Annotated in this window: 20 protein-coding genes; 8 read left to right on the top strand and 12 right to left on the bottom strand. The window is 61.2% G+C overall.

What is annotated here, in order from left to right; genetic code table 11:
• Window positions 1-80: 80 nt before the first annotated feature.
• The 9 genes from AO692_RS28630 to AO692_RS28590 form a co-directional block, all read right to left on the bottom strand.
• Window positions 81-803 carry a class II aldolase/adducin family protein gene (locus AO692_RS28630; protein WP_054313441.1) on the bottom strand — a complete coding sequence of 241 codons (723 nt, stop codon included), beginning with the start codon at window positions 801-803 and terminating at the stop codon, window positions 81-83.
• A gap of 72 nt (window positions 804-875) precedes the next feature.
• Window positions 876-1334 carry a YbhB/YbcL family Raf kinase inhibitor-like protein gene (locus tag AO692_RS28625; RefSeq protein WP_054313440.1) on the bottom strand — a complete coding sequence of 153 codons (459 nt, stop codon included), beginning with the start codon at window positions 1332-1334 and terminating at the stop codon, window positions 876-878.
• A gap of 22 nt (window positions 1335-1356) precedes the next feature.
• Window positions 1357-1947, bottom strand: a complete 591-nt coding sequence (locus AO692_RS28620) for an amino acid synthesis family protein (protein ID WP_054313439.1) — start codon at window positions 1945-1947, stop codon at window positions 1357-1359.
• 63 nt (window positions 1948-2010) lie between these two features.
• A complete protein-coding gene (locus AO692_RS28615) occupies window positions 2011-3150 on the bottom strand; it encodes an NAD(P)/FAD-dependent oxidoreductase (RefSeq protein WP_054313438.1) in 1140 nt (379 codons plus the stop codon).
• Between the two features lie 64 nt (window positions 3151-3214).
• Window positions 3215-4069, bottom strand: coding sequence for an ABC transporter substrate-binding protein (locus AO692_RS28610; protein WP_152980008.1), 855 nt, complete (start codon window positions 4067-4069; stop codon window positions 3215-3217).
• 107 nt (window positions 4070-4176) lie between these two features.
• The gene (locus AO692_RS28605; RefSeq protein ID WP_244483536.1) at window positions 4177-4944 is read right to left on the bottom strand and encodes an ABC transporter ATP-binding protein; all 768 of its coding nucleotides are present in this window, start codon (window positions 4942-4944) and stop codon (window positions 4177-4179) included.
• Window positions 4945-4978: 34 nt separating this feature from the next.
• Window positions 4979-5761 carry an ABC transporter permease gene (locus tag AO692_RS28600; protein ID WP_082407621.1) on the bottom strand — a complete coding sequence of 261 codons (783 nt, stop codon included), beginning with the start codon at window positions 5759-5761 and terminating at the stop codon, window positions 4979-4981.
• Window positions 5754-6518 carry an ABC transporter permease gene (locus AO692_RS28595; RefSeq protein ID WP_054313434.1) on the bottom strand — a complete coding sequence of 255 codons (765 nt, stop codon included), beginning with the start codon at window positions 6516-6518 and terminating at the stop codon, window positions 5754-5756. The genes AO692_RS28600 and AO692_RS28595 overlap by 8 nt, the downstream gene beginning before the upstream one ends.
• An 18-nt stretch (window positions 6519-6536) precedes the next feature.
• Window positions 6537-7373, bottom strand: a complete 837-nt coding sequence (locus tag AO692_RS28590; protein WP_054313433.1) for an alpha/beta hydrolase — start codon at window positions 7371-7373, stop codon at window positions 6537-6539.
• A gap of 181 nt (window positions 7374-7554) precedes the next feature.
• Here AO692_RS28590 and AO692_RS28585 point away from each other — a divergent pair, with 181 nt between their 5' ends.
• The 4 genes from AO692_RS28585 to AO692_RS28570 all read left to right on the top strand — a co-directional run bounded on the left by AO692_RS28585 (window position 7555) and on the right by AO692_RS28570 (window position 10717).
• A complete protein-coding gene (locus tag AO692_RS28585) occupies window positions 7555-8226 on the top strand; it encodes a GntR family transcriptional regulator (RefSeq protein ID WP_054313432.1) in 672 nt (223 codons plus the stop codon).
• Window positions 8227-8374: 148 nt separating this feature from the next.
• The gene (locus tag AO692_RS28580; RefSeq protein ID WP_054313582.1) at window positions 8375-9937 is read left to right on the top strand and encodes a GMC family oxidoreductase; all 1563 of its coding nucleotides are present in this window, start codon (window positions 8375-8377) and stop codon (window positions 9935-9937) included.
• A 112-nt stretch (window positions 9938-10049) separates the two neighbouring features.
• A complete protein-coding gene (locus AO692_RS28575; protein ID WP_054313431.1) occupies window positions 10050-10292 on the top strand; it encodes a type II toxin-antitoxin system prevent-host-death family antitoxin in 243 nt (80 codons plus the stop codon).
• Window positions 10292-10717, top strand: a complete 426-nt coding sequence (locus tag AO692_RS28570) for a type II toxin-antitoxin system VapC family toxin (RefSeq protein WP_054313430.1) — start codon at window positions 10292-10294, stop codon at window positions 10715-10717. Before AO692_RS28575 ends, AO692_RS28570 begins: the two co-directional genes overlap by 1 nt.
• 127 nt (window positions 10718-10844) lie before the next feature.
• Here AO692_RS28570 and AO692_RS28565 read toward each other — a convergent pair whose 3' ends face one another.
• On the bottom strand, window positions 10845-12815 hold the full coding sequence (locus tag AO692_RS28565) for an oleate hydratase (RefSeq protein WP_054313429.1): 1971 nt from the start codon (window positions 12813-12815) through the stop codon (window positions 10845-10847).
• Window positions 12816-13064: 249 nt separating this feature from the next.
• Between AO692_RS28565 and AO692_RS28560 the strand changes: the two genes are divergently transcribed.
• The 3 genes from AO692_RS28560 (at window position 13065) to AO692_RS28550 (ending at window position 15653) form a co-directional block, all read left to right on the top strand.
• Window positions 13065-13643, top strand: a complete 579-nt coding sequence (locus tag AO692_RS28560; RefSeq protein ID WP_054313428.1) for a TetR/AcrR family transcriptional regulator — start codon at window positions 13065-13067, stop codon at window positions 13641-13643.
• 132 nt (window positions 13644-13775) lie between these two features.
• Window positions 13776-14270, top strand: a complete 495-nt coding sequence (locus tag AO692_RS28555) for a hypothetical protein (RefSeq protein ID WP_054313427.1) — start codon at window positions 13776-13778, stop codon at window positions 14268-14270.
• Between the two features lie 210 nt (window positions 14271-14480).
• The gene (locus AO692_RS28550) at window positions 14481-15653 is read left to right on the top strand and encodes an ABC transporter substrate-binding protein (RefSeq protein ID WP_082407620.1); all 1173 of its coding nucleotides are present in this window, start codon (window positions 14481-14483) and stop codon (window positions 15651-15653) included.
• 53 nt (window positions 15654-15706) lie between these two features.
• Here AO692_RS28550 and AO692_RS28545 read toward each other — a convergent pair whose 3' ends face one another.
• Window positions 15707-17473 (bottom strand): iron ABC transporter permease, encoded by a 1767-nt coding sequence (locus tag AO692_RS28545; protein ID WP_244483535.1) that lies wholly within the window; start codon window positions 17471-17473, stop codon window positions 15707-15709.
• A 93-nt stretch (window positions 17474-17566) separates the two neighbouring features.
• The gene (locus AO692_RS28540) at window positions 17567-18607 is read right to left on the bottom strand and encodes an extracellular solute-binding protein (RefSeq protein ID WP_054313425.1); all 1041 of its coding nucleotides are present in this window, start codon (window positions 18605-18607) and stop codon (window positions 17567-17569) included.
• A 429-nt stretch (window positions 18608-19036) separates the two neighbouring features.
• Here AO692_RS28540 and AO692_RS28535 point away from each other — a divergent pair, with 429 nt between their 5' ends.
• A complete protein-coding gene (locus AO692_RS28535) occupies window positions 19037-20260 on the top strand; it encodes a DegT/DnrJ/EryC1/StrS family aminotransferase (RefSeq protein WP_082407619.1) in 1224 nt (407 codons plus the stop codon).
• Window positions 20261-20264 lie beyond the last annotated feature (4 nt).

Here is a 20264-nt window from a genome sequence, read left to right as displayed (position 1 = left end):
CCCCGGAGAGTTTCAAGATCGGGGCTGGATACCCTGGCAGGGCTCTGATCCCGCCAGAGGTGTTCAAAGACCTGCTGGCGCTAAGCCAGGCCCTTTTCCTTGAGGCGCTGCGACCAGTGATCCCATCCCCGGTCGATCTGTTTGCCGACAAGCGCGCCCGCCGTCTTCACCTCGCCCGGTGTCAGGTACTTGATCTTGCCGATCTGGAGTCCGGCCGTGAGCGCCTTGGCTTCCTGCTCGAGATAGAAAGCGCGGAACACGACCTCGCGGACAGAACTGCCGACGTTCACCACGCCATGGCGTGCCATGAGGACCACTGTCTGGTCACCGAGGCTTTCGGCGATATCCGCGCAGACGCCGTGGCCGCCGCCGAAGAGATCGGTCTCATCACCCTGCTTGTCGCGGATCTCATAGACGGGTACGGCCTCGCCCATGAACGCACCCATATGCGTGACCGGGCGCAGCGGCGTGTCGGTAAAGCAGTATGGGAGCACGGCCGGCGAATGGCTGTGGAGCACGCACTGAACGTCCGGCCGTGCCTTGTAGATTTCGCTGTGGATGTAGCGTTCCAGGTAGGACGGCCGATTGTCGGACGTTTCACCGTCGAGATTGAAACGCAGGATGTCGTCGGTCGTTATCAGGCTGGGAGCAAGCTTTTGAGCGAGGAAGAAGCTTTGGGGATCCTCCGGGTCACGGGCGCTGATGTGCCCGAACGTGTCCAGGATGCCCTCGTTCAGCAGGATCTTGGTCGCGGTGACCAGTTCCTGGAAGACCTTCTGGCGCGTGGCGTTGCTGTCTGTCATTCTTGAATCTCCCATTCCGCAGCGCTGGCGATCGTTTTTTATTGTTGTTGTCGATCGCCAGGGTCGCGCTGTTCACTTGTTTTCGTAGATGCCGACGATCCGGTTCTGCTCGATGATGTTGCCGGCATATTTCTGCAGGAACTCCTCCCGGGTGGGCGTCCCTTCGACCTTCGTGTCGAGGGCATAGACCCAGAAGTAGTAGTGATGTTCGCCATGGCCAGCCGGCGGCTGCGGCCCGTAATACTGCATGTGACCGGCGCCGTTGGGTCCGACGCGGAACTTCTGCTGCGCGTCCGAAAGATCGGTGGTCGACGGATCGATGCCGTAGACGACCCAATGCGTGAAACCGTTGGCCAAGGGCGCATCGGGATCGTGGCAGATGACCGCGAGCTCTTTCGCGCCTGCTGGAACGCCGCTGACGGTCAGCCTGGGCAACACGTTGCCTTTGTCGCCGGCATGCTCGTCGCGCAGTCTCCCGAGCGGCTGGAAATCCGCCGAGATGATTTTGAGGTCCTTGATGTTCAGGGGCATGGAATAGTCCTTTTCGATCGAATTAGGCAGTGGCCGCGAGATCAGCGACGGTCTTGCCCCCGACGCGCTGATGCACGCGCGGACCAGATGCAACGGCGACGCAGATCAGAAGCTCGTCCGGACGCGGGCCATCCGGCACGGAGAAGGTGACGGCGTCGTAATGGGAACGGATGTAGAGCTCGTCCTTGTGAGCGAGCGGGATGTCGATGGCCGTGCCGGCGGCGGCAACCTTGCTGACCGACGAAATCCAGGCCCTGCCACCGCCCACCTGCTCACGCAGTGGATCTCCAAACAGCGTGGTGATGCAGGCTACGACATGTTCCTGTTCGCCGGCCGTTCCGGCGATGCCGCCCTTGCCATAGCTGTTGACCGGCCGGTTGCCGAGCAGCGCCGCCGCCCGTTCACCGAGCGCATGGCCAATGGCCGCGCTGGGATTCACGATGTCGGACAGGTCGGCAACAAATTTGCCGGCAAAAGGATTGCGAATGACGACGCCCACCGCGACCTTGATGAGCGTGTCGCCGGGTTCTCCGCCGTCATGCCGGATCTCATGGACAGTCGAATACCAGCCTCGCACGTCGTAGTTTTTTTCAACTTCCAATGAATGGTCCATTCTAATCTCCCGAGGAGAGCACAGCTTCTGCCGCACCAATTGATCTGTTGGGCCGGGTCGAAATCATTGCGGCCATGAGAAGACGCGGCGCAGCGGGTCGTAACGCGCTGCTTCCAGGGCTGCCGGCGTGAACATGTTCCCGTTCGAGAGCGAGCGGTTGGCCGCGTACTCACCGGACAGCGCCTGGCAGCGATCGGTGATCGGGCGAATGCGCTTCTCCCATGCGACGAGCGCATCTTCGACCGAAGAACCGGCTTCCATGTCCTGCGACAGGCTGAAGGAATTGACCATCGCGCAACCGGCGCCCTGGGCAAGAGCCGGACACATCGCATGGGCGGCATCACCGACAAGGGCGACCTTGCCTCTCGTCCAGCTGTCCAGCTTGGTCGTCTCGTATTTGTCGTAGCGGGCGGTCTTCAGCTTCGCCGCCTCGATCAGGCACGGCTCCAGGAAGGGGAACATCTCGACCCACACTTCGAGGTCGATCGGTACTGCCGATCCGCGCGGATCGGCGGCTGGAGCCATCAGGCCGAGATAGAGCTCATTCTCGTTGCAGGGCGAATAGAGGATGCGCTGGACGCGCGGCCAGAAGTTCCACATGTCGATGGTGTTGTCCCACTCGCCATGGCCGAGTTCCTTCTTCATGCGCGGGACGATCAACCGGATGAGGCCGTCCTTCGATATCCAGCGATCCTGCTTGAAGCCGATGGAGTCCCTGACCTTGGAACCGACGCCGTCAGCGCCGACGATCAGGTCGGCTTCGAGGACCTCACCGGTCTGGAGGGTCAGGCGGCCGGCCGGATCGGCGGCGACCGCCTCTGAATTGGCACGAATTTCGACACCGACCGCGCGGGCACGGTTGACCAGCGCGTCATGCAGATGGCTCCGGGTCATGATGCGCCAAGGCAGCCCGTTGAACGTCTCCTTGGAGACGGACTTGTTGTGCATCCAGGTTTCGTAGGTCGGCGGCGTGTGGGAGCCCTGGAGAACCTCGTCCAGCGCGCCCAGCCCTTCGAGCACGCGAAGGCCGTTGTGCCAGAGATAGATGCCTGCGCCGAAAGCCCTGAGCTCGGAGCTCTTTTCGTGCAGCCTGACATCCCAGCCATTCTGCCGCAGAGCGATCGCGGCTGTCAGGCCGGCGAAGCCGCCGCCGGCGACCTCGGCACGGCGCGTCTTGCCTGGAGTGTTGTTTACATTGGGCATTGCCTTATCCGCTATTTCTGTTCGAGATGAAGATACGGGTCGTCCGGTGCATCCAAACGGCTCGTTACGGCTTCCAGATGATATCGTTGAGGTCGACAGCGTCCGTGAGGATGCCTTCCTTCTTGGCGGCGTCGATCCAGAACTGAATGGACTCCGGCGGCGCATCCTTCTTCCACTCGCCAATATTCATCTTCGACACGACTGACGCGGGTATCTTGGTGTTGGCCGCAATCGTTTCGCGCACGATCGCCGGATCCTGGAAATCATCGATCGCGCGATTGATGGCTCGTACGAACCGCTTCACGATTTCGGGATTCTCCTGGACATAGGGCAACATGGCCGTGACGCCGGACAGAACAATCGGCGATTTCACGTCGGTGAAATAATGGCCGATGACGCGCGCGCCCTCTGCTTCACCCAGTGTGACGAACGGTTCGGTTGCGCCGACTGCCGCAATCGTCTTGCTGCGAAGCGCGGCCAGCATGTCTGGAAACGGGATTTCCTTGAAAGTGATGCTGTCGACATCGGCCTTCTGCTGGCGCAGCCACTCGCGCATCATGGTCCAGTCGGTGTTGTAGCTCAGATTTGTCGCTACATCCTTGCCAGCCAGATCTGCACCCGACTTGATATTCGGATCCATCGTGAGCACTGCGTGGACGGGATCGTCGGCCGTCTGCTGGAAATTGAACGAGACATAAGTGACAGGGATTCCGCCGTTACGCGCGTTCAGGACACCCAGGGCATCCGAAATGCCAAATTCGAGGCTGCCCGACTGGAGAGCCGGAATGATCTGACCGCCGCCCGCCATCGGGACCAACTCGATCTCGATGTTCTCCTCTTTGAAATAGCCGGCGTCGCGGGCGCGCCAAAAATAGCTATAGACGCCGATGGGCAGGTAACCGACGCGAAGTTTGGTCATCTCCTGCGCAAATGCCGGCGATTGGACAGATGCCGCGGCAAGACCAATCGTGGCTGCCAACGCAAAGACAGTAGATCTGACAAATCCCACCTTCGTAGCCCCCTGTATCAGTTGTTGTTCGACTTGGCCTGAGCCCGGATCAGCGTGTAAACCTGATGCCTGAGCCGCAAGAAGTCCGGCGTCTCTTTCGTCGCGAGTTGATCCCTCGGATATGGAAGGTCGACGGTAATCTCCTCGACCACTCGCGCTGGACGGGTTGAGAGAACGACGATGCGGTCGGACATGTAGACTGCTTCTTCGACGTCGTGCGTGACGAGCAGCGTTGAAAGGTTCATCCGGCGCGAAAGGTCGATGACCAGGTCCTGCAGATCGATTCTGGTTTGAGCGTCGACGGATGCGAACGGCTCATCGAGAAGCAGCAGTTCCGGGCGCACGACAATGGAGCGCGCCAGCGAGCACCGTTGCTGCATCCCGCCCGAAAGCTGCCACGGATAGAGATCAATCGCGTGCGTTAGATTAACCGCCTGGACTGCAGCCTGGACGCGTTCATCCCTCTCCCGTGAACCGATATGGTGCAGGCCGAAAGCCACGTTTTGACGAACAGTCAGCCAGGGGAACAGTGCGCGGCTGTAATCCTGGAAGACGATCGAGAGCCAACTGGGCGGTTCGGCAAATGTATTTCCCTTGTGTCGGACCGAACCCGAGTTGGGCTGCATCAAGGAGGCGATGCATCTGAGCAGGGTTGATTTTCCGCATCCGGATGGGCCGACTATGGATAGGAATTCGCCAGGCCTCTGTTCGAATTTCAGGCCGTCAAGGACGGGGGCCGATCCATAGTTCTTGGAAATACTTTCGACGGCGAGGATCGAGGGCACCGCGACGCCCTCCGAAGATGACCGGAATGCTCGATCAGATCGCATCGGCAGCTCCTCGCCATCCCTTGTACCAGGCCAGGAAGCGCCCCTCGATCGCCAGCATGCACGCGGTCAGGACAAAGCCGATCGCGCCCAGCAACAATACGCCTGCGTACACGTTCGCGGTCTGGAACAGCCTCTGGCTGCGCAGAATGAAGTGGCCAAGACCATCGTTGGCGGCGATCAATTCCGAAATCACCATCATCACGAGCGCAATGCTGAGAGCGATCCGGATGCCGGCAAATATCGCAGGCAGCACCGCCGGCAGGATTACCCTGAAGATGCGCTGAGGGATCGTCAGTCCGTTGACCCTGGCGACATCAATCAGGACCTGATCGACACGGCGGGCTCCATCCATGGCGGCGAGGATGACCGGGAATATCGATCCGAAGGCGATGACAAAGATACGCATTCCATCGGTGGCGCCGAAGAGCAGCAGCGCAGCGGGAAGAATGGCAACCGTTGGCAGGAAGCGCAGATATTCAAGGATGGGGCGAACCCACTCATTCAGGCCGCGCAGATAGCCAAGCGTCAAGCCTATGAAGCTTCCCAGGAGGACGGCGACGCCGAACCCGATCGCAAATCTGTAGAGACTGGGCAGCACAGCCGAAAACAGCAGATTGCCGTGAAAGAAATTCAGGAAGCTCGCGAGAACGGTCTGCAGCTTCGGCAGGTAAGGGGCCGGCCACAATGTCGCCGAGACCTGCCAGGCAGCGAGAAGCATGCCTATCAGGCATAGCTGCCATAACAACGCGCTGGTTCCCCATGACCTAGACATGATGTTCGGCGCTCCACGGAATGAGACGCTTTTCGAGCATCAAGAAGAGGCCGTTCACCAGGTAGCCGACAATTCCAGTCAGAACGATCGCGCTCCACATTTCCGTGACGAGGCCATTCAACCGCACGTTTTCAAGGAAGGAGCCGATCCCCGGACGACCGACCAGCATCTCAACGGTGATCGTAAGGACGAGCGCAATCGCCGACGCCGTCCTGATACCCGTCGCGATATTCGGCAGCGCCGCCGGAAGCACGATGCGCCAAATGCTCGCCAATCGCGACAGGCCGAACACGCGTCCAGTTTCCAATTGTCTGGGGTCGACACCCTCCACGCCGGCCTTTGCGGAAAAGATGACCGGCCAGATCGCCGCAAAGACGATCATGAACAATTGCATCGGAAGTCCGATGCCCAGGACAAGGAGCGCGACCGGGATCAGGGCCACCGAGGGAACCGGCCGAAGGAACTCGACGATCGGCCTCGTAACGGTCTCCACGAGCGGAGAGAGCGCCAGAGCCACGCCGACAACAGTTCCCAGGATGGAGGCAATGACCAGCCCCATCGACCAGGTTCGCAGGGTAGCCAGCACCGACGGCATCAGACCGTCCGAAGTTGCGAGGCCGGAGATCATCGACTGCAAGATCGCACCAATGCCGGGCAACGATCTTGAATCGATCGTTCCCGTCGCGCGAACCAGTTCCCAGACTGCAATAGCAGCCAGGAAACCAGCCATACCCTTGATGATCGCGATCGTACGCAAAAGCTCTCTCAGCTGTCGTCAGGCATCGATGAAATTGGTGATGGCTTTCAGCGTGATCTCGGGCGAGACCTCGTTGACGTAATGGTCGGCGTCCGGGACGACGACCACGGGCAGGTCCGGCCGCAGCCGGCTCGTCTTTGCCAGTGCCGCCGCCGAGACCAGCTTGCTTTGTTCGCCGCGGACGATGAGGACGGGTTTCGCCACATCCCGATAGGTCTGCGTCAGGTCTGCCCGCAGCCCCTTGGCGGTCTGGGCCATGGCAGAAGGCGACGCCAACGGACGCAGCCCGCCGTCGACCCGCTGATAGCCGCTTTCGGCCCTGATCCTGATGGCGTCCGCGGGAATATTGGGATAGCGCGCGGCCAGATAGGCCTCGACGGCTTTGACATCCTCGAAAAGCCGATCTCCCCCATTCACCCTGGCCTCCAGCGCGTCCAGCACCTCGCTCTCGATATAGGGCGTGAAGTCGATCGCGATGACCGATCGCACCAGGTCCGGATTTCGCGCGGCGACCGTGACGGAATTCCTGGCGCCGAGCGAATGTCCGACGAGGACGGCAGGGCCCTGGTCGAGCGTGCGTATCAGGCTGGCAATATCGTCCGCGTAGTCAGTCGCCTCGTAGCCGCTTTCCGGCTTGTCGCTGAGGCCATGTCCACGCTGGTCGACAGCGATGGTCGTGAAGCGGTCCGACAGCCGCGCCATCAACGGTTCGAAAACCGCGGAGTTGGAAGTGATGCCGTGGAAGAACAGCATCAACGGGCCGTGACCCATCTCGCGTACATTCAACGCGATGCGGCCCGTATCGATGCGCCGCGAATTCAGCTGATTTGAAAGCATATCCGCCGCCATGTTTATGACCCTTGTTCTTGCGGCCTGTCTTTCTCAAGAGGATCATATTAGCCAGAAGCCGTCAACCAGATTGTCTGACATTCTTGCAATCTTGATAATTGACAATCTGACTATTCCTGCTGTCCAATATGTGCGACGTCGCATATGATGCGTCCGATCATGACCCTGAGCCCAAGAGACGTAATCAATGTCGGCAGATCTGAATTTGCGGATTTCTCCACGGACAGTTCAGCAGGAGACGGTCGACAAGTTACGGCTCGCCATCCTGTCTGGACTGTTCCAGCCCGGAAGCCGTCTGATCGAGAGCCAGTTGTGCGCGCAGCTCGGCGTCAGCCGCCCCTCGCTGAGGGAGGCATTGCGCAGCCTCGAGGCCGAACGCCTGATCGAGATCGTACCCAACCGCGGACCGGCGATACCGGCACTTTCGTGGGAGGAAGCAACCGCCATCTACGAGGTTCGAGAGCTGCTGGAAGTCGAGGCGGCGGGACGATGCGCGCTAAGAATTCCCGCGGAACAGCTGCGTGAGCTCGAAAAATCTCTTCTCGCCTTCGAACAGGCGGCAGCCAGCCATGACGGCCTGGCGCAAGTCATGACCGCCGCGGACTTCTATTCGATCATATTGGCGAATTGCGGCAATCCCATCCTGGAGGAGGTCCATCGTGGTCTGGTCGCCAGGATCAGCTTCTTTCGCGGACGGTCGATGTCATTGGATGGGAGAGCGCAAAGCAGCCTGGCGGAGATGAGGGATATCTACGAGTCCATCGCCGCCGGCGACGAGAAAGCCGCCCGCAAAGCCTCGAAGAAGCACCTTTTGAAGGCGAAAGCGGCCGCGAAGATATCCATGGAAAACGGGGCCTGAATTCCGGGAAGGGAGAGCTACCCGCCCGAGGTCCCGAAATCCTTCATCACGTTTCGGAATCCGCCGAACGCAGATCAGCGCGCCGGGGCCTTGCTGTGCGGCGCCGGACATGCCGGCTACCGAAGCCGGCACGCGCAATGGAGTTGTGATGACCAAGGCGACTATCGAGTGCGAACGGAATGCCGATGTCATCATCGTCGGCGGTGGCTCGGCGGGCGCGTTGCTTGCAGCGCGTTTGAGCGAGCAGCCGGCCCGTCGTGTCCTGCTGATCGAGGCGGGCGAAGAGGCGAACGACCCCGATATCTGGAACCCCGCCGCCTGGCCGGTGCTTCAGGGCCGCAGTTACGATTGGGACTATCGCACGGAGCCACAAGCCGGGACCGCGGACCGGGTACATCACTGGGCGCGCGGGCGGCTGATCGGCGGTTCGAGTTGCCTGCACGCGATGGGCTACATGCGCGGCCATCCTTCGGACTTCCAGGCGTGGGTCGACGCGACCGGCGATCACCGATGGGGCTGGGACGGACTGCTGCCCGCGTTTCAAGCCATCGAGGATCATCCGCTCGGCGGCAACGGCCTTTACGGCAAGGGCGGGCCGATGCCCGTTCATCTGCCGGAGGACGAGGTGAGCCCTGTCGCGCACGCCTTCATCGAAGCCGGAGCCTCTCTGGGGTTGCCGCGCCTCCAAGGCCACAACAGCGGACAGATGATCGGCGTCACCCCGAACTCGCTGAACATCCGCGACGGGCGGCGGGTCACGGTGGCCGATGCCTGGCTGACGCCGGCCGTCCGAAGCCGCGCAAATCTGACCGTCCTGACGGGAACCCGGGCGCGGCGGCTCGCGCTGGACGGCGGCAATCGAGTACGCAGCCTTGAAGTCGTTGGGCCGCAAGGCACCCCTGAGCAAGTCTTTTCGGATCAGGTGGTGCTGTGCGCCGGCGCGCTGGAAAGCCCGGCTTTGCTGATGCGATCGGGCATCGGTCCGCACGATGTTCTCGCTGCCGCGGGCGTTGGTTGCTTGGTCGATCTGCCTGAAATCGGCCGCAACCTCCAGGATCACCTGCTGGGCGCCGGGAACCTTTACGCGGCCCGCAAACCCGTTGCGCCGTCACGCCTTCAGCATTCGGAATCAATGGCCTACATGCGGGCCGGCGACTTCACCGCGATCGGGCAGCCCGAAATCGTCGTTGGTTGCGGCATCGCGCCGATCGTGTCCGAATGTCTCCAGGCGCCGGCCGCCGGCACGGCCTATTCGCTGCTGTTCGGCATCACCCATCCGACCAGCCGCGGCAGCCTGCGCATCAGCGGGCCGGAGCTCGGCGACCGGCTGATCATCGACCCGGCCTATCTGCAGACCGGGCGGGATCGTGACTTGTTCCGCCAGGCTCTCGCGGCGGCAAGAGAAATCGGCCACCACGACGAACTCGCCGGATGGCGCGAGCGCGAACTCCTGCCAGTGTCCTTCAAGGACAAGGCCGACATCGACGACTTCATCGCGCAGGCGGTCATCACCCACCATCACCCCTGCGGCACCTGCAGGATGGGCCGGGACGCCGACGCCCCCGTCGATGCAGACCTGCGGCTCAAGGCGCTCGACAATCTTTTCGTCGTCGACGCTTCGGTCATGCCCAGCCTGACCGCAGGACCGATCCATGCCGCTGTTCTGGCGATCGCTGAGACCTTCACCAGGGGCATGACCGCAGAAGGCTGAAATGCGAGTGTCTCTCGACAGTCGACATGAACGACATCGGGGATGTCCTCGATACGCTGGAAATCAAAGGCCTGACGCGCTATATGACCATCTACATGGTCAGGAGTGCGAGATGGCTGCGGTCAATCTGGCAGATGCCAAAACCCATTTAAGCGAGTTGGTCGACAGGGTTGAAGCGGGCGATTCGGTGGACATCACCCGACGGGGCAAGCCTGTTGCGCGGCTCACCGCTGTCACCAAGCCACGCCGACGGATCGACGCAGCTCTGCTTGAAGCATTGACCGCAAGCATGCCGGCGCAACCCCAGGCCGCTGCCGACCTGCTCCGATCGATGCGCGATGGCGATCGCTACTGATGCTCTATCTCGACACGTCGCTGATCGTGGCCGCACTCTCCAACGAAGCGATGACGCCGATCATACAGGCTTGGCTGGCTGAGCAGGATCCGGAACAGCTTCTCATCAGCGATTGGACCATCACCGAGATGTCCTCCGCCCTGGCGATCAAACTGCGGACCGGACAGATCAACCTCGAACAGCGCGCGGCTGCACTCGCCATGTTCAACAAACTGGTCACCGATAGCTTCACCGTTCTGACGGTGACGGGTAGCCAGTTCCGCACGGCAGCGCGGTTCGTCGATCAGCATCTGCTCGAGCTTCGCGCCGGCGATGCACTGCACCTTGCAATCGCATCGGAGCATGGCGCCACTGTACACACGCTCGACCTGCGGCTTGCCGAGGCTGGCCCGGAGCTCGGCGTGCCTACGAAATTGCTCGCATGAACTCATTCGGTGAAATTCCCCGAAGCGCAGGACTTCTTTCCGAAGAGATTTCGCGACGGAGCTGATCGCCGCGACCCGAGACCTTCGCGGAACATGAACACGCCAAAGCTGCGACACGCGACGTGAACTATGGACGTTTCCTGCGCGAGGCCAGGTTCTCCCGCATCGTTTCCAGCCAACCGGCGATCCGGCCGAACGCTTGGCCTCCCGCGCCAAGCAATTCCGCCAGTTCTCCTTCTGCCTTCTCACGCCACGCGGATTCCTGATCCGGGAGCGGCGGCAGGATGTGCGCGAAATAGGTCTTGTCCAGCAACCGATGGAGCAGTCGCTCGCCCGGAAAGGGTTCGTCATTGTTGAGCGCCCGCGCCGCCTTGAGGAGCGTGCGGATATCGTACTGCACAGGGCTGATGTCCGGGACCTGCTTGCGCAGGCCCAGAAGCGTGTACACGCCGACGCGCGCCGTGCGGATCGAACTGTCCATCGTGAAGATGATGTCGTTTGCGGTCTCGACGAACTGGCCCATCAGCGCCAGGTTGGTGCATCCCGCCGGCACCACGTGCGGCCGGTCTCCGGCGGCGCGTGGCATGAACATGGCCGTGATGTAGGGCATCAGGGCAAGGCGCGCCTTGGTATTGGCGACGACAGCGTCGACCTGGTCCTCGATCCCCAGGTGATAGCAGAGCTCAGCGATGATCTCCTTGCCCGTGCAGGCAGGCATCGGCTTCTTCACATAGTTGCCATCCTTGTCCATCAGCAACGCGTAGACCCACAGAACCAGCACATCGCCCGGCTGATCCGGGAAATGCGGCTGCCGGTTGCAGGTGAAGCTCATCACCCAGTTGGAATCGGTGAAGGTGATGATGCCGCCAGTCACCGTCCTGCCCGAATACGGATCGTTGACCGAGAGTTCCTTCAGCTTTTCGACAAGAGGCGACGGCTTGCAGGTGAGCGTGACCGATTCCCACATCGAGCCGTCGACATTGCCGTAGAATTTCTCGGGCCTGCCGAAGATCGGCGATTTCTTGGCCAGGTTCTTCCACAGTGCCCAGTCGCTCGTTTCGCCCGGTTCGTGCTTGCCGCGCTCCAGCACCGGCACAGTGTCCATGTCGCCATAGGCGGTGCCTTCGGTCATCGATCCCGTCAAGGCGAATACAACGTCGTTCGGCCCGACCGGAATCGAGGTGTCCTTGCCCTTCACCTTGGCGCGGATCGCAGTGACGGTACGACTTTCGCCCTTGACCGCAATGTCGAGGTCAAAGGCGCGCGTGTCGAACTGCACGACCACCCCGCGTTCCTTGAGATGGTCCACCAGCGGGCGCACGAAACTGTCGTACTGGTTGTATTTCGGGAAGACGAGCGCGGAGAGGTCCGTCAACCCGTCGATCGCATCCAGGAACCGATGCATGTAGAGCTTCATCTCCAGCAGGCTCTGCCAGTTCTCGAAGGCGAACATGGAGCGCCAGAGGTACCAGAAGTTGGTCTCGAGGAAGCCCGGGCTGAAATATTGCTCGATGGTGACGTCGTCCAAATCTTCCTTGCGCTTCAGCAGCAATCGGATCAGTTCCCATTGCTGCGAACGCGAAAGGCCGAGGGTCGAGAAGTCACGTATCTGACCTCTTTTGTGCATCAGTCGGGACTTCGAATAGTTGGGATCGTTGTCGTTGACGAGGCGGTACTCATCGAGCACGCTGTATCCCTGCGGCAGCTCGAGAGCCTGGACGTCCTGGAACATGTCCCACAGATTGTCGTAGTTCCAGTTCATCTCGCGACCGCCGCGGATGATGTACCCTTCCTCGGGATTGCCGGCGCCATCGAGCGATCCGCCTTCGATCTGCATCGCGTCGAGGATGGTGATGTCCTTCCCCGCCATGCCGCCGTCGCGGATCATGTAGAATGCGGCTGCGAGGCCGGCGATCCCGCTGCCGATGATCCACGCCTTGCGGCCCTTGACCTGGTTTCCGGGCACCGGCCGGTTGCGCATGTAGGCACCCATCATGTCGGGTGGCGGCAGGGTGTTTTCTGCACGGTGGTGCCAGTATTCCGCGGTGGTGTCGTTCTCCACCTTGAATGTCCTGTTGGCGTCGGGGGCTTGGGTCATGGCAACTTCGCTCCGCTGAAAGACAACATTGCCAAGCGCTGGGATCGGACATCGGTCGATACCAGCACCTGTCCTGGCTTATTCGTGCATGGCGGGTACGGAAATACAACCGGATCGACAGCCCCGACACGATGGCGTCCCCCTGCCGCCAACCGCATTCCTTCGAAAATACAGCGAGCGCCATTCAACTCTACGTGCGCGCAACGCATCGATAATTGACACCCTTCCTACTAGTTGGTAGGTAACCCTATGGAACACCCTCAATCCAAGGCCGACGAGATTCTTCGCTGCGCCCGCTCCCTGATCATCAAGGGCGGCTACAACAGTTTCAGCTATGCCGATATCTCCAACGTGGTCGGCATCCGCAATGCGAGCATTCACCACCATTTCCCCAGCAAATCGGACCTGGTCCGTAAACTCGTCGCACAGTACCGCGAGGAAGCTGCTGCCGGGATCGCCGAACTGGAACGAAATGTCTCCGATCCGTTTGAACAGCTTCGCGCTTATGTCGGCTATTGGGAGGGCTGCATCGCTGACGCGACCCACCCCTTCTGCGTCTGCGCCTTGCTCGCCAGTGAGATTCCGGTTCTCCCCGAAGCGGTCGTCCTTGAGGTGCGCGCACATTTCCGAGGACTCTCGGACTGGCTTGCCTCCGTCCTGGAGCGCGGCGCCGCACAAGGCCGCCTCACTCTGACCGGGACTGCAAGGGCGGAAGCTGAAATGTTCATGGCGACCGTGCATGGCGCGATGCTTTCGGCGCGCGCCTACGGCGATGCCAGGACCTTCGGCGCAATAACCCGTCCTTTGCTGGATCGCATCGCTGCCTGAAAATTGGAGACTTCGCCAAGAGCGTATACGCATGACCAAGATACCTACCAACTAGTAGATAGCTGAACCAATCTCGCGGATATGCCATCGGCTGTCTGCCTGCTCCCCCTTTGACAAGAAAGGCAATCTCTCATGTTCGGAATTTCCCCGCTCGGCTGGGTCCATACGCTCGGCAGCCTGCCAGCCATTCCCGTGGCGTTTTACATGTTTGCCTGCCACGGCCGGATCGTTCCCAAATCCGCGCCAGGCGCCGTCTATTTCGTCTGCATGCTTATCGGCGCCGCAACGGCCTTCCTCGTGGCGCATCAGCCGGTCAGCTACATCATCGGCGCCTTGACCATCCTGCTCGTGCTTGCAGGTTACGGGATCGAACGCATCCTGGGTCCGACGCGCATAGCCAGATATGTCGAAACTGTCTGTCTGAGCCTGAGCGCGTTTCTTTTGATGGTGCCGACCGTTACCGAGATCTTGCGCCGCGTTCCGGACGGCCACCCCCTGGTGACCGACCTGAAATCGCCGCTGCTTCTCGGCGCCCAGGGTGGGCTGCTGGCCATTCTCGTGATTGGCCTGACGGCCCAGATCGTCTACCTGGCAAGACAGGGTAAGACTGCTGCAAACCGGCCGTAGTGCCACTGCGAACGACGCCGGCAGGACTGAGTGCTGGAGCAATTCCGGAAAGCCACACTGCGCTTTGGCTGAAGGTCCACAACAGCAAGAATCGAGCCTGCGCTGTCCACTCCCCTTTGGCATTTTTCCGCCTGGCCATGAACGCCACCGGCAGCGATGGCCGCGAACTACTCGGACGGGAGGCAACACACACGATCACGGGAGGATATGATGATCAAGACACTGCTTGCTGGCGTCGCGATGGCGTTGGCACTCGCGGAACCAGCCTTCTCGGAAACCTTGAAGATCGGCTTCATGGCCTCGCTGACCGGACCAATGGGATCGATCAGCCAGGACGCGCGGGACGGCTTCCTCCTGGCCGTCGAGCAGCGCGGCGGCAAACTGGGCGGGCTGCAGGCAGAAGTGATTGTCGAGGACGATTCCCTGAAGCCGGAACTGGCGGTTGGCCATGCGCAAAAATTCATCGAGAGCGACAAGGTGCATTTCGTGGTCGGAATGATTGCGTCCAACATCCTGCAGGCAGTCTTCCACCAGATCGCAGAAAGCGAGACCTTCATGATCGGTGTCAACGCCGGTACTTCGGTCTATGCCGGCAGCAAATGCAGCCCCTTCTTCTTCTCCACGTCCTCCGAAAACAACCAGATCCCGGAGACCATGGGCAAGCATGCGCAAGACGCAGGCCATAAGCGGATCGTCATGATGGTGCCCAACTATCAAGCTGGCCGCGACGCGGTCGAAGGCTTCCGACGGCACTATCGCGGCGAGGTTCTGGAGGAAATGTTCGTCACGGTCGGCCAGCTCGATTTTGCGTCCGAGCTGTCGCGCATACGCACTTTGAATCCCGATGCGTTGCTGGTCTTCATGCCGGGCAGCATGGGCGTCACCCTGGTACGCCAGTTCAAGCAATCGGGAATGGCTGAAAACCTTCCATTCCTCTCAGTCTGGACTGTCGACGAGACCACGCTGCCGGCCACGCAACAAGCTGCCGCCGGGCTCTATAGCGCCTCGCAATGGGCCCCCGACCTCGACGTCAAGGCCAACCTCGAATTTGTTCGCCAGTTTAAAGCCAGATACGGTCACACCCCGTCTGCTTTCGCTGCCCAGGCCTATGATGCCGCGCTGCTGATCGATTCGGCGGTGGCAACGGTCGGGCTCGCCGACAAAGACAGGCTTCGGCAAGCTCTGCAGGCTGCGAACTTCGCCTCGACGCGGGGTGGTTTCCGTTACAACACAAACCACTTTCCCATCCAGGACTACTACCTTGTGCGGGCAGAGCAGTCGCCGGACGGCTCCTATGCGACCGCGATCAAGGAGAAAGTGTTCGAGGATCACGCGGATCAGAAGGCGGCCGAGTGTCCGATGACCGCAGAGACGAAAAACTAAGATGCCCTTCTCCGGCGACGACGAGATCATTTCCGCCACCACCCAAACGGATCTCATCTGCCGAATGCCGCCCCCGAATTGCGTCGTATGAAGACGTAAGCAACTCCGGCAATGAAGGTCATCAGACCAGCCCAGACCAACCCGAAAGCCGCCAGTTCTCCTTCTTGGCCGTTTGTGGCCTTGTCGAACATTGCAACTGCAATCGTCTGCGAACGTGGCCCTGACAGCAGAACGGAAATGGCCAGCTCCTTGCCGACGCTGAGAAAGACGAAAAGCCAGGCCGAGACGATGGCTGGCGATAGCAGCGGCACGACGATGCGGCGAATGAGCTGGAGCGGTGAGGCTCCCGAGATGGCTGCCGCCTCCTCGAGCTCGCGATGGATCTGCAGCACGCCGGTATAGGTATAGCGCAGGCTGAACGGCACCGCCCGGATGACAAACGCAAAGGCCAGCAGCCAGATCGTGCCGTAGATCGCGAACGGCACCTGCAGCCCGATCTGCATGACCGCTGCGCCCATCACGATGCCGGGAAACAGCATCGGCACGGTGCTGAGCTGGTCGAGTATGGTGCTGCCGGGCGCGCGGCGCGCCGTCAGCCATCCGATGATGATCGTCAGGAAGACAGCTACCGAGGCAGCGACGGCTGCGATGGTGATCGTGTTGCTCGCATATTCGAGATAGGAAGTCTCCTCGAACACTGCATTGAAGTTCTTCATCGTCAGCAGCTTCAGGTTGGACCAGCGCATCGGCGCCATGAACGGCGTGGCGGCGATCCAGACCAGCGCCGCGATCGGCACCAGCAGAACGACGAAAAAATCGATCACGATGAACGCACCGGCCAGCCAGCGCAGGCGACCGAGATCGATCGGGCGCGGCCGGTAGCCCTTGCCGGTCACGCTGGCAAAGCGGTCGGCATTGCGCGACAGGCGGCCGTACCAGACCATCAGGCACGATATTGCGAGGATCAGCAGGATGGAAAAGGCACTGGCCTGGTCGAGCCTCGGCGGCACCTCGCGTATGGCGAAATAGATGTCGCTGCTCAGAACATTGATGTTGCTCGGAACCCCGACGAGGATCGGCACGTCGAAAGCTTGGAGCGTGTTGATAAACACAAACATCGCTACAGCTGCCATCGCCGGCCACACCAAAGGTATCGAAACCCGCCAGAACATGTCGAACACCGATGCGCCGCTCATCCGGGCGGCTTCCTCCATTTCCGCGTTCGCGGCGCGAAACGCGGCGGAGAACATCAGGAAAACCAGCGGCATCCAGACGAAGGTCTCGATCAACGCCATGCCCCAGATCGTATGGACGTCGAACAGCAGATCGGCTCGGCCGGTCAGGGTCCGATAGAGGTCATTGACCGGCCCTGCCCTTCCGAGCACGTAAAGCCAGGCGGCGGTGTAGAGGATGAACGGCGTGCCCAGCGATATGATGGTGGCAAGGTAGGCGAGCCCCTTGAATGGCGCGTTGGTCCGCTCGACAAGCCAGGCCAGGAAGGCGCCGATGATCAGCACCATGACTGTCGACAGCCCGGCGAACTGAACTGTGTTCCAGGTGCTGACGTAAAGATCCGGTTGCGACAAGATACGGGAATAGTTCTCGAAGGTGAAAGCGCCGCGCGAGCCGTCGGGATTGGCCACCGTCAGGCTGTTGCGCAGCAGGATGAGCAGAGGCGGCAGCATCAGCACCGTCATGACCGCGATCATCACGCTGCTTACAACGGAGATCGGTTTCGCCCGAAGCGGTTTGAGGATGTCGGGCAAATTCCCTGCCGGGGGCTTGCCGAGCGGCCGCGCCGTCATGATGTCATCGCTCATCGTCGCGCCTCATCCGTATGCCCGCATCTGCCGTTCCTCGCCAAGTCTGGTCACGGAGCCACTTCCGCGACTCCGTTGCGATTTCAGGAGGAACTAGCCGGCGACGAACAGCCGCTTGTAGATTTCCAGCCATTTCGGCAGCGAGTCCTGGTTCATCGAAGGCAGGATCGGGACCGCCGTGAAGCCGCCTTGTTCGGGTTTCAGTTCCGGCACCTTCGCCGGCACGTTCGGATCGGCCGGCAGGTAATTGGCCTCCCGCAGCACATTCTGCCCTTCAGTCGACAGCAGGTAGTCGAAGAGCAGTTTAGCCGCATTCGGGTGTGCCGCCCCCTTCACCAGGCCGACCGTCTCAGCAGTGCTGGCCACAGGTCCGATCTTCAGCCACTTGATCGGAGCACCCTGGTCGGCACTGATGACGACGTGATGGTTGAGCGCCGTTATCGCCAACGGGTATTGGCCGAGAATGACCTGGTCGAGAGCCTTGCGGGCGTTGCCGGGAACGCGGGCTATGTTCTGCTTCGCCAGTTTTTCGAGATAGGTCATGCCGGCCTCTTCCCCCATCGAGATCAGCCTTGCACCGATGAAGCTCGGAGGACCGGCAAAGTTCTCGTTGTTTTGCCAGACCATCTTGTCCTTCCATTTCGGATCGAGCAGGTCCTCATAGCTCTTTGGTTCGTCCTCGGGCTTCACCATGTCGGTGTTGATCGCCACCGTGTAGAAGAACACACAGCATGAGGCCCAGTAGTTCTCGGCGTCCTTGTGCTCGGGGCGATATCTGGCTGTTTCCGGAGAGGCATAGGGAACGATCAGATCGGCCGCGCGCATGGCCGAGATGGTATCGCCGGCATTGTCGAAAATATCGATCGTCGGCTTACCCGCGCTTGCCTCGTTGGTCATGCGCAACAGGAGGTTGTCGGCCGTGGCGATCTCGACATGGATGCCGTATTTCTTCTCGAAGGCGGTGGCGACAGGCCGGACGGCCTGATTGACGATAAGACCACTCGCCCAGGTAACGGTACCTTCCGCCTTGGCCGCCTCAATCAATGCCGGGTCGGATTCGGCCCGTGCGCCCCCAGCATATGAAAAAGACAACGCGGCGATGATTGCCGCCACCCATAATTTCGCCTGCAACATTCCGTTCTCCCATTTTCGACGCGACCTCGCCTTGCGCCGGCGCGTTCGAGACGCGCGCGGCACTTGCTCACGATCGCAATGCGATGGCCATGCTCCCTGTCCGCCCCTCAAGCGGCAGGGAAAACCTGATCTTGGGCAGGGAGTCCGTCAAACGACTAAACGAATGGACTGCTTGAGTTCTCCTCAAGCGCGATCAAAGCGAGGAGCCAAGCAGAAAGGCACTGAAGGCACATGTCATCTACCGGATCTCGCCTCACGGGTTCGAAACCGAGAAGCATCACGCTTGGGTGACCTGTCCGCTGACCGAAAGCGGTATCCGTATCGCCGGCCACCCACATTCGGCCAAGGTGAGCGACAGGTCTTATCATGATACGACAATCGCAACTTCTGGCGCCGAGGTAGAACTTCCGTTCAGCTGAGGACCCTGACATGATTCCGATCATCAAGCCCACGATGGATGAGGCCGAGGCCGACGCGGCACGCCGCGTCATCCTGTCCGGCTGGGTCACACAAGGCCCCGAGGTCGCGGCCTTCGAGACGGAGTTCGCCACCTTCACGGGAGCGCCGCACGCCGCGGCCGTCTCGAACTGCACCACGGCCCTGCACCTGGCCCTGCTGGCAGCCGGGGTGAAGCCCGGCGACGAAGTGGTCACGGTCAGCCACTCCTATATCGCCACGGCCAATTCGGTGGCTTATTGCGGCGCGATCCCGATTTTCGTCGACATCGATCCGGCCACCTACAACATCGACCCGACCCTGATCGAGCAGGCGCTTTCGGCCAAGACCAGCGCGATCCTGGTCGTCCACCAGATGGGCCTGCCCTGCGACATGGCCGCGGTGGTCGACATCGCCAAGACCAAGGGCCTGCCCGTGATCGAGGACGCGGCCTGCGCCAGCGGCAGCGAGATCCTATGGGACGGCCGGTGGGAAAAGGTCGGCAAGGTGCACGGCGACGTGGCGTGCTTCTCCTTCCATCCGCGCAAGATCATGAGCACCGGCGACGGCGGTATGTTGACCACCAGGCACGCCGACTGGTCCGCCAAGTTCAAGCTGCTGCGCCAGCACGGCATGAGCGTGCCCGACACGGTCCGCCACGGCTCGGCCCAGGTGATCTTCGAGACCCACCCGGTTCTCGGCTACAACTATCGGATGACCGACATCCAGGCCGCCGTCGGCCGCGAGCAGCTCAAGCGCCTGCCCGGCATCGTGGCCCGCCGCCGTGCGCTGGCCGCCCGCTACGCCGAATTGCTCGGCGAGGCGCAATGGCTAGGCTTGGTCCGCGAACCGCCCTACGCGCGCACCAACTGGCAGAGCTTCTGCGTCCGTCTGCCGGATTCCGCCGACCAGCGCACCGTCATGCAGGCCATGCTGGATGCCGGTATCTCCACCCGGCGCGGTATCATGTGCGCCCACCGCGAGGACGTCTACGCTTCCCACCCCCTGCGCATGTCCCTGCCGGAGTCGGAGGCGGCCCAGGATCATGCCATCGTCCTCCCGCTCTATCCCCAGATGACCGACGAAGATCAACGGAAGGTCGCCTCGGCCCTGATCGAAGCCACCCGATTCAAAATCCACAGCCCAAGACCCCAGTTCTGGGATTCAGGGCGAGATGTGGTGGCGGTCCGGTATCGAGGCCAGTCTTATCGAAGGTGAGCGA

The organism is Mesorhizobium sp. 1M-11, assembly GCF_001303895.1.
Classification (GTDB): Bacteria; Pseudomonadota; Alphaproteobacteria; order Rhizobiales; family Rhizobiaceae; genus Mesorhizobium.
This window is presented reverse-complemented; position numbering and strand designations above follow the sequence as displayed.